The following is a 9,332-nucleotide window of genomic DNA, read 5'->3' on the forward strand; positions in this document are numbered from 1 at the left end:
CAAAGGAAGAGGTATTATGGCTATTGCATTATTTTTAGTTTATCTGGTATTTACGTTAGTTGTACTTTATAGAGCAATAAACCCACTAGTCTGGGGTATTGGTAGTGTTGTTTATCTGATTGTGGCTACTTTTATTATCGGATTGCCGTTCATTTCCGGTTTATTATTATGGACAGTTATTATTATTGCAATCGTAATAATACAAGTTGAACCCGTACGTATGTTTATTAGTGACTATCTGTATAAAACTGCGGGTAAAACGATACCCAAACTATCAAAAACTGAGGAAGAAGCCCTAAATGCAGGAGATACCTGGCTGGAGCAGGATATTTTTATTGGTCAACCGAATTGGCAGCGATTAGCCAGTATTGTTACCCAATTAACTCCAGAGGAACAGTCCTTTGTTGATAATGAAACTCAAATTTTATGTGGCATGCTTGATGAGTGGGAAATCAATCAGGAGCGTGATTTACCCGCTAAAGTATGGACGTATATTAAAGAAAAAGGATTTTTTGGTTTGGTAATCCCGAAAGAGTTTGGTGGTAAGGGATTTTCCGCGAGGGCACATTCTGATGTAGTTATGAAAATTGCCAGTCGTTCTGGGGTGGCTGCGGTAAGTGTAATGGTTCCTAATTCTCTGGGCCCGGGAGAGTTACTCAATTATTATGGAACAGAGGAGCAAAAGGCCTATTATCTTCCCAGGCTGGCTAAAGGCGTTGATATTCCCTGTTTTGCTTTAACTGAACCGGGGGCGGGCAGTGATGCTACCTCTATTCAGTCCAGCGCTACAGTAGTTAAAAAGACAGTCGAAGGCAAGGCAATACTGGGACTTAATATTACTTTGGATAAACGATGGATAACTTTGGCCCCTATTGCAACACTAATCGGATTGGCGGTTAACTTAAAAGATCCAGATGGCTTATTAAAGGGAGAAGGGCAGGAAGGCATTACCTGCTTATTAATTCCTCGTGATACAGAACATCTGGAAATTGGTAACAGACATTTGCCAGCAGACCAACCCTTTATGAATGGTACTTTGCGCGGTAAGGATATTTTTGTTCCGATTAGCACGATTATTGGCGGACAAAAGAAGGCCGGCAACGGATGGCAAATGCTCGTTGAATGTTTATCAATAGGTCGCTCTATCTCTTTGCCGGCATTAGGGGCAGGATCCTCTTCCGTGTCTTATTTAACGGCAGGGGCCTTTGCTCGTATTCGCCGTCAGTTTAATGTTGAAATTGCCCAATTTGAGGGGGTGGCGGAAAAACTCGCTGAAATTGCTGGATTAAACTATTTAATCAACTCAACTCGTTTATTAACGGTTGCTGCGGTCAATGAACATAAAAAACCTTCCGTGGCTTCTGCTATTACCAAATATTTTAATACAGAACTTGCACGAGTAGTGGTTAATGCAGCTATGGACGTTCATGCTGGACGTGCTGTGGTTGTTGGGCCACGTAACTATTTAACGAGCATGTATCAAAGTGTTCCTGTTTCTATTACGGTGGAAGGAGCTAATGTGATGACTCGAAACCTGTTGATATTTGGACAAGGTTCCATGGCTTGTCATCCATTCATTCGCGACGAGTTTTATGCAGTTTCGGCTGAGAATAAAGAAGCCTTTAGAGTGTTAATTTGGAAACATATTCAATATTTCATGCAAAATCTTGCTAAAACGATTTGCTCCGCATGGACAGGTGGAATATTTATTTCTGTACCTCACAATTCCATGAAAAGAGAATACAAACGTTTGGCACGTTTGAGCCATGCCTATGCCTGGCTTGCCGATTTGTCTTTAATTTATTTAGGTGGTGATTTAAAGCGTAGGGAACGACTGTCAGCACGACTTGCTGATGGGATTTCCTACCTTTATATGGCTATGGCTGCTTTACGCAATGTGCAAATGAATGAAGACCATGAGGATGAGCAATTACATGCTCAATGGGCAGTGACCTATTGCTTTTATCATGCTCAAAAATCATTGATCGCATTGTGTCAAAATTTCCCCTCCAGGCCCTTAGGGTTTTTAATGCGCTTATTAGCTTTTCCTTTTGGACAAACCATGCGCTATCCTAAGGATAAACTGGAGCAAAGATTAGCACGTTTAATGACTGGCAATAACCATTACCGAGATAGGATTAAGAACTATGTCTATCTAAGTGGCGATGCCAAACAACCAGTGGATAGAATGGAACATGCGTTACAGTTAATTATCCAAACTGAAGGGCTATCACATAAAATCAACGATTTGAAGCGTTATAAATTTAGCGCATTAAAAGCGAAACTGCAGGAAAAAGTTGCAAAAAACGAGCTGACCCAACAAGAAATGAATGATTTGCTGGCGGTTGAAAATGCTCGTTGGGATGCGATTTTGGTGGATGAATTTACTTTTGATTCAATGAAGAAGAAATCGTTTGCTTCGGTAACCGATAGTATCAAATCACCGCTGATGTAAATTTTTTACGTTCTTTTAACATCTGGCCTCAGAACCAGAGGCAATTGTACGCCTCTGGTTTGCTATAATCAGAACATCCACTCTGTGATTCTAGCACATTAGGTAAGAAAAAAATTTTAGAGAGAAATAAATTATGGCGAAAGCAAAGGCATTACCTCCAAACCTGAAAGAAACCCTTCTGGATGCCATGAGTGTTGCAGAAACCTCGGTAGAAGCGGCGGACTATCTGGTAACACAATTTAGACAGGTATTAACTGATGCGAAAATGCTGGATCAATGTGGTGATATCCTGAAAAAGGTAGAGGATTTTGCCAAATATACTAAGTTTAAATTACTTTCCAGTTCCCAACCATGGCTTGGTCAGAGCCCAGAGTCTTCTGACTTTAAGAATATGCAGGCCAATATGGCAATTGATGCCGTTAAAGATCTGGAAAGCCTCAGTGTAGGAGTTGAGGATGTGACTTTTGATTTTGCGATAAGTGATAATTCTGAATTTTTACGCGGTTGCTCTTTAAAAGGAAAAGCATTGGAGGCCACTGACAAACTATTTAATTCATGGCTTGCTGACAAAAATCTGGTGAGCCAAGGTAGTACGTTGTATGACGCCAATGCAAATGGCCAAATAAAACGGGATGCGCAAGATAAGCCCGCTAAAGCAAATCCTAACGAGGTGAGGAAACTAATTACTGATCCAGAACAAGGTTTTTCACAATATATGGAAACAAAAGGAATTAAAGTCACCTGCCATGAACAGGTGTTCCCAACAGTACAAAAAGGTGCACAAGTACAACAGGCAGTTAAACAGGCAATGAATAAAACTCCTGAGGCTGCAGTATCTGAAGAAGCGGCAGTAGAGCCTCAAACCACGATGAGAACAGGTGGTTAGCGGATGTTCGCAGCATTAAGCCGTTCAATAGAGCCTATATCGTACCAAAAACCTTGATGTAGGCTGGCAGTCGCTTTATTTTGTGCCACATAATTCCGAATCAAAGTTCTAACGGAATAGCGCCCTGGAGTGCATTGGGCGAATATTTTGGGATGATAACAGGCTATGCCCGCGAATGTATAATCACAACTCGAATTAGTCGGTTGAGTATTATTATTTAAACCAAAATCACCATGATGGAGTAAAGTCGGGTTTTTTTTAGTCAAAATGATATGAAGATTTTCCACCTTTTCCAGTTGGATTTGTTTGAAATCAAAATCCGTGAAAATGTCCGCATTTACTGTAATGAAAGGTTGATTGGCAAATAAAGGTAACGCTTGAACTATACCTCCTCCTGTTTCAAGCCCACCTGGTGGTTCAGGGGAATAAAGAATGGCAACTCCCCAGCGCGTACCATCTCCTAAATAGTGACGAATTTGCCCCCCAAGATAGGCATGATTAATTACGATTTGTTTAAATCCCGCATTTGCCAAATTGATTATATGATGTTCGATTAGGGGCTTGTCTTTTACTATGCATAAAGCTTTAGGATGCACTTCAGTAAGAGGTCTTAAGCGCTCTCCTCGACCGGCTGCCAGAATCATAGCAATGCTCATGGTAAATAGACTCTTTTCTGGAGAAAACCCAAGAAAGGAGAGAGCTCTTCATAAAGCTCACAACATTCAAGGACGTATTTTAACGTAAGTGGCAGATTCGCAAGATATCCTGCTTTATTATCCCTTAGGTACAAGCGGCAAAAAACTCCTAAAACTTTTAAATGCCGCTGCAGACCGCACAGGTCAAAGGCACGAACAAATTCTGATAAAGAATAACTACTGACTAGTCCACTTTGGGCATGAAAAAATTCGACCCATTCTAAAACCTGCTCTCTAGGCCAGGAAATATAACAATCTTTCAGTAAGGAAACCAGGTCATAGCTTAACGGACCCCTCATTGCATCTTGAAAGTCGATGACGCCTAAAGCACTTTCTTCTTGCTCATTAAGTACCATCAGATTACGCGAATGGTAATCGCGATGAATAAAAGTTAAGGGTTGTTGTGATACTTCTGTTGCAATCCATTCCATCGTGTTTTGTACTAACTGATGCTCATCGTTAGCTAATTCCAGGGAAAGATATGCTTTAAAAAACCATTCGGAACATAAATCCATTTCATTTAGCATGAATGCCTTATCGAAGGATGGTAGCTTAGGATCATTAATCGGGCACCCTTGAATTTTAAATAAAGTATTGATGGCATCACGATAATAGCGATTTGCTGTTTCAGATTGCAGTAAAGTTAGCAGAAGTTGATCGCCAAAGTCATTGAGCAAAAGAAAGCCTTGCTCCATATTCATAGCCAGGATTTCTGGAGTCTTTACCCTGGCTACGCTGAGCGTTTTGGCAATATGTACAAAGGGTGCAAGATCTTCTTTTTCAGGTGGAGCATCCATTACAATCCGTGTTAAACCCCCTGAGTACAATCTAAAGTACCTTCTGAAACTGGCATCACCGGCTAAAGCAGACAGGATAAAATCTTTGTGCTTAATCGTATGGAACAGCCACTCTTTCAGTGCGTTTTCTCTTTCATGCATGCTATACTTCCCGTCTTTATTTCTGGTTTGTAATTGAATAAATTGCAAGCTTACTCTAATTTAAACCACACAACTCAGGATGATACGCTTCATATAGAAACGTGATACAAAACCAATGCGGATTAATTCAAACTGATTGTGTGCATAATAAGGCATTTTGTTAGCTGTGAACATTAAGTTTTGTAATAAGCTAATCAGTTTTTTTTCCACAATAGCCTTATTGCGTGTATTTGTTTATTTTTTAAAACTCTTGCCTTGTAAAATCATTCAGTTCTGTCGTTCAGTAAAATGGTTGGTCATGAGCTTGGGAATGACTGCATCCGCTATAAGCATGGCTGTTTATTATGAGCTAGCAAATTCTGCATCGTTTATTGATGAACCGGTTCAAGCCTGTGTTGTTGCTCGAGATGTAGATTTAACTGACGCAGTAAGGGCTAAATTTGCTCAATGCCTGGGGTGGCAAGCTGATCAAAGCTCTCCTTTATGTCTTGGATCGTATCAACCCCTTACGGTTACAGCTTTGGCCGATCCTGAACAAGTGCGTATTCAGGCCGACAGCGTGTCCTTTTATCAAAATCAACGATCAACTTTATCTGGCCACGTAGAAATTCAGCAAACTCAAAGAGTAGTTAATGCGCAAACTGCTTACCTCTATAGAGATCAAAAAACCAATAAAATTACAAAAATTGAGTTTTTAGATGATGTACGCTATTTGGAGCCTGGTAAGTTAATGATTGCTCGAAAAGCATCGATTAATCCTCAGGATAATTCTGGAGAAACGGAAGATGTGTTGTATCGCATCAATACAGATAGAAGCAAGGCAGTGCTGCCTGCATGGGGAAGAGCAAGTTTTATTCGACGCTTTGCGAACAAAGACTATTTTTTGCGTCAAGCTACGTATACAACCTGTGCGCCACAAGATAAAACTTGGGAAATAAAAGCAGATTCTATTGCCATAGATGATGCACAAGCAAAAGGTGTGGCACGAAATGCGGTGGTTCGTGTTAATGAGTGGCCTGTATTTTACACCCCTTATTTGAGTTTTCCTACCAACAGGGAACGTAAATCCGGTTTTCTCATGCCTATATTTGGATTTTCCAATGTAGGTGGTTTTGATTTTGGCTTACCATACTACTGGAATATTGCTCCTAACCATGACCTTACCATAACACCCCACGGTTATAGCAAACGGGGTGCAATGATAGGAGGCGAGTATCGTTATTTAACTCCCTACAGCTCAGGTATTATTACAGGAAATTTTTTGCCTAAGGATAAGGCTTTTAATACTTTTTTGCAGGAGAATGAAGCCCAATTTCCCAGACTTGCGGGGACGTCAACCAATCGTTGGGCTTATAGTATTCTTGAAACGACAAGTATTGCCCCTAATGTACAATTTAATTTAAACGTACAACAAGTCTCTGATGACTACTATCTGCAGGATTTCAGTACTAACTTAGCCCTAACTACGGTTAGGCAATTATTACGTCAGGCAGATTTAACCACTACTACCGATCATTGGATTTTCAGAGGGATGTTGCAAAGCTACCAGACATTACAACCTATTAATCAGAGTCCTATAGCTCCTGTTTATGAGCGGTTACCACAAATTACGGCACGTGCTTTTTATTATGATTTACCGTTTAATGCAAATTTAAATATTCTTGGGGAATATGATCAGTTCAATTGGCCGGTTGATTCATGGAATAATACACCCGTTCAGATGCCGCAAGGACCCAGGTTTCATTTTAATCCGGTATTGGCAGTTCCGTTGGTGAAGCCTTGGGGATACGTCACACCATCAGCACAGATTGTTGAAAATTATTACCAAGTGAGCAATAACGGTTCTGGTTATAATTTAAATGGCCTTAACAGTGTCTTATGGAACCCTTCCAGCCTTAATTACAGTAGTAATAATTTATGGTCCCAAAATGTCGATTTCAATCGTACTATCCCCAGGTATACTGTGGACAGTGGATTGTATTTTGAACGTGATTTCAATATGAGGGGTAATTTATTCACCCAAACGTTAGAGCCACGTTTATTTTATTTGAAGGTACCTTATCAAAATCAAACCCCCATTCCAGTGTATGATTCGGGATTTATGATCTTTAATGTAGACCAATTATTCAGAACTAATCGATTTTCAGGTTTTGATCGTATAGGTGATGCGAATCAATTAACTTATGCATTAACATCTCGTTGGTTACATGAAGACACTGGTGCTGAACTTGCGAATTTTTCCATTGGTCAAATCAGATACTTTGCTGACCGGAAAGTGCAACTTTGCCAAAGTCCATCCGGTTTTTGTATTGATAATCCTGATATATTTGGAAATCTTTCTTCAACTTCTAAAACATCCCCTATAGCTTCTCGCGCAGTTTATCATTTGAACAGGGTATGGGGAGTAACCGGTGATTATGTCTGGGACCCTGCAACACGTGCGACCAATAATGGAAATTTAAATTTGCATTATCAACCCGAAGAAAAAGAAATTATTAACTTCAGCTACTCTTATCTGATTAACAGCGATGGTGGATTGGTGAGAAATAATGCTTTTCAGGATAATGCACTCCATCAGGCTATGATTGCCTTTTCCTGGCCTCTAAATGAAAAATGGAGTACGGTTGGCGCCTACAGTTATAATATTAGTAAAAATTACAGCATGATGTCTTTGCTTGGAGTCCAATACGACAGTTGCTGTTGGGCCATGCGAATATTAGGGGGCAAAACGTTTAAAAACCTAAACGCAACATTTGAGCCAGAGTATAATAATAATATTTATTTGCAAATACTATTGAAAGGCTTGGGAACAGTCGCATATAGCGACCCATCTAACGTACTGGGTACTTTCATTCCAGGATATAACGATATATTTGCTCGTTAAATTAGGGTAGAATTTAAACATGTTTGCTTGTATTTTAATTAATAATACCCTAAATTGCCCGACAAATGTTAATGAGGATTAAGGCATGTTTAAAAGATTGGCATTAGTATGCGTGTTATTTTCAGTAGTTGGACTTGCTGAAGGCAAGCAATTATTGGATAAAGTGGTTGCCATAGTAAACGATGGCGTCATTACGTCCAGTGAGTTGGATAAACAAGTAGAGTTATCTAAAAAACAGATCCAGGCTCAGAAAATGGAAATACCCCAAGAAACTGTTTTGCGAAAACAGGTATTACAACATTTAATTGATGTTGATTTACAACTGCAAATGGCCAAGCAAAATGGCATAACCGTGGATAGCAGTGAACTTAATAGTGCTATTGAGCGAGTAGCTACGATGAATAATATTACTGTAACGCAATTGCGGGAAGAAATTACAAAGCAAGGGATTAGCTGGAAAGAATATAGAAATAATATCCGCAAGGAAATGTTAATATCTCGTTTGCAACAAAAAGCAGTAGGAAAAGACATATCGGTTACTAATGAACAGGTTGATCAGTATTTAAAATCCGCCAGTAAGGTGGATAATACTCAGTTAACCTATCATCTTCAAAATATAGTTATTCCCTTAAACGAAGAACCCACTACAGAACAATTAAAAAAGGCTAAAACCAATGCCGAGAACTTATTGGCTAAAATAAACAAAGGTGAAGACTTTAGTCGCCTAGCTATTGAAGAGTCCAGTGGTGAAGTTGCATTGGAAGGTGGTGATTTGGGAGAAAGACATTTGGCCGAACTACCTGAACTTTTTGCTAAAGAAGTGATTAAAATGAAAGTTGGCCAAGTAGTTGGTCCAATACGTACCGGTAATGGATTTCAGTTGATAAAGCTGATTGCTATTGGCGGTGAAAATCAACAACATATTATTACCCAGACACACGTTCGTCATATTTTATTGAAACCTGATGCAAGCATGCTTCCTTCAGAATCCATGAAACAAGCTAATAATATTTACCAACAACTAAAGTCAGGTAAAGATTTTTCTTTGATGGCCAAGCAATATTCGTTAGATGCTGCCAGTGCTGTTAAGGGAGGGGATTTAGGATGGGTCACTCCAGGAGAATTAGTGCCTGAATTTGAAAAAGCGATGAATGAGTTGCCACTGCATAAAGTAAGTCAGCCAGTAAAAAGTCAATTTGGATGGCATCTTATTGAAGTGATTGCGCGGAAACAAAAAGATGATTCAGAGGCATTTAAAAAACAACAGGTAAGGCAGTTTCTCCAAAAGCGGAAGTTTGCGGAAGCTGTTCATAACTGGCAACAACATTTACGCACTGAAGCATATGTGAACGTTGTTGAAAAGAGTTTGGCATGAAACCACTGCTAGTAAGTAGCGGTGAACCTGCAGGAATTGGTCCGGATTTATGTCTGGCTCTTGCAGGTTACGATTTGCCCGTGGTGATTTTAGGAGATC

At 39.8% G+C, this 9,332-nt stretch carries 7 protein-coding genes (1 of these 7 running past the window's edge); 5 read left to right on the top strand and 2 right to left on the bottom strand.

Annotation, left to right across the window (positions count from 1 at the left end; translation table 11 throughout):
- Positions 1 to 16 precede the first annotated feature (16 nt).
- Positions 17 to 2,455, top strand: coding sequence for an acyl-CoA dehydrogenase (locus tag HRS36_RS01715; protein WP_173235933.1), 2,439 nt, complete (start codon positions 17 to 19; stop codon positions 2,453 to 2,455).
- 133 nt (positions 2,456 to 2,588) lie between these two features.
- Complete coding sequence (locus HRS36_RS01720; protein ID WP_173235935.1) at positions 2,589 to 3,341, top strand: hypothetical protein; 753 nt, start codon at positions 2,589 to 2,591, stop codon at positions 3,339 to 3,341.
- On the opposite strand, the gene HRS36_RS01725 is transcribed toward HRS36_RS01720, so the two are convergent.
- Both HRS36_RS01725 and HRS36_RS01730 read right to left on the bottom strand, forming a co-directional pair.
- A complete protein-coding gene (locus tag HRS36_RS01725) occupies positions 3,338 to 3,997 on the bottom strand; it encodes a nucleotidyltransferase family protein (RefSeq protein WP_173235937.1) in 660 nt (219 codons plus the stop codon). The two genes, HRS36_RS01720 and HRS36_RS01725, sit on opposite strands and share 4 nt — an antisense overlap.
- Positions 3,994 to 4,974 carry an aminoglycoside phosphotransferase family protein gene (locus HRS36_RS01730; protein WP_173235939.1) on the bottom strand — a complete coding sequence of 327 codons (981 nt, stop codon included), beginning with the start codon at positions 4,972 to 4,974 and terminating at the stop codon, positions 3,994 to 3,996. Before HRS36_RS01730 ends, HRS36_RS01725 begins: the two co-directional genes overlap by 4 nt.
- 298 nt (positions 4,975 to 5,272) lie before the next feature.
- On the opposite strand from HRS36_RS01730, the gene HRS36_RS01735 reads away from it, so the two are divergent.
- The 3 genes from HRS36_RS01735 to pdxA form a co-directional block, all read left to right on the top strand.
- On the top strand, positions 5,273 to 7,858 hold the full coding sequence (locus HRS36_RS01735) for an LPS-assembly protein LptD (protein WP_173238414.1): 2,586 nt from the start codon (positions 5,273 to 5,275) through the stop codon (positions 7,856 to 7,858).
- Between the two features lie 85 nt (positions 7,859 to 7,943).
- Positions 7,944 to 9,233, top strand: a complete 1,290-nt coding sequence (locus HRS36_RS01740; RefSeq protein WP_173235941.1) for a peptidylprolyl isomerase — start codon at positions 7,944 to 7,946, stop codon at positions 9,231 to 9,233.
- Positions 9,230 to 9,332, top strand: partial view of a 4-hydroxythreonine-4-phosphate dehydrogenase PdxA gene (pdxA, locus tag HRS36_RS01745; protein ID WP_173235943.1) — the start only. 869 nt of this gene lie beyond the right edge of the window; only the first 103 of its 972 coding nucleotides appear in the window; the start codon lies at positions 9,230 to 9,232; the stop codon falls past the right edge of the window. The genes HRS36_RS01740 and pdxA overlap by 4 nt, the downstream gene beginning before the upstream one ends.

Origin of the sequence: Legionella antarctica (assembly GCF_011764505.1) — a bacterium.
GTDB lineage: Bacteria > Pseudomonadota > Gammaproteobacteria > Legionellales > Legionellaceae > Legionella > Legionella antarctica.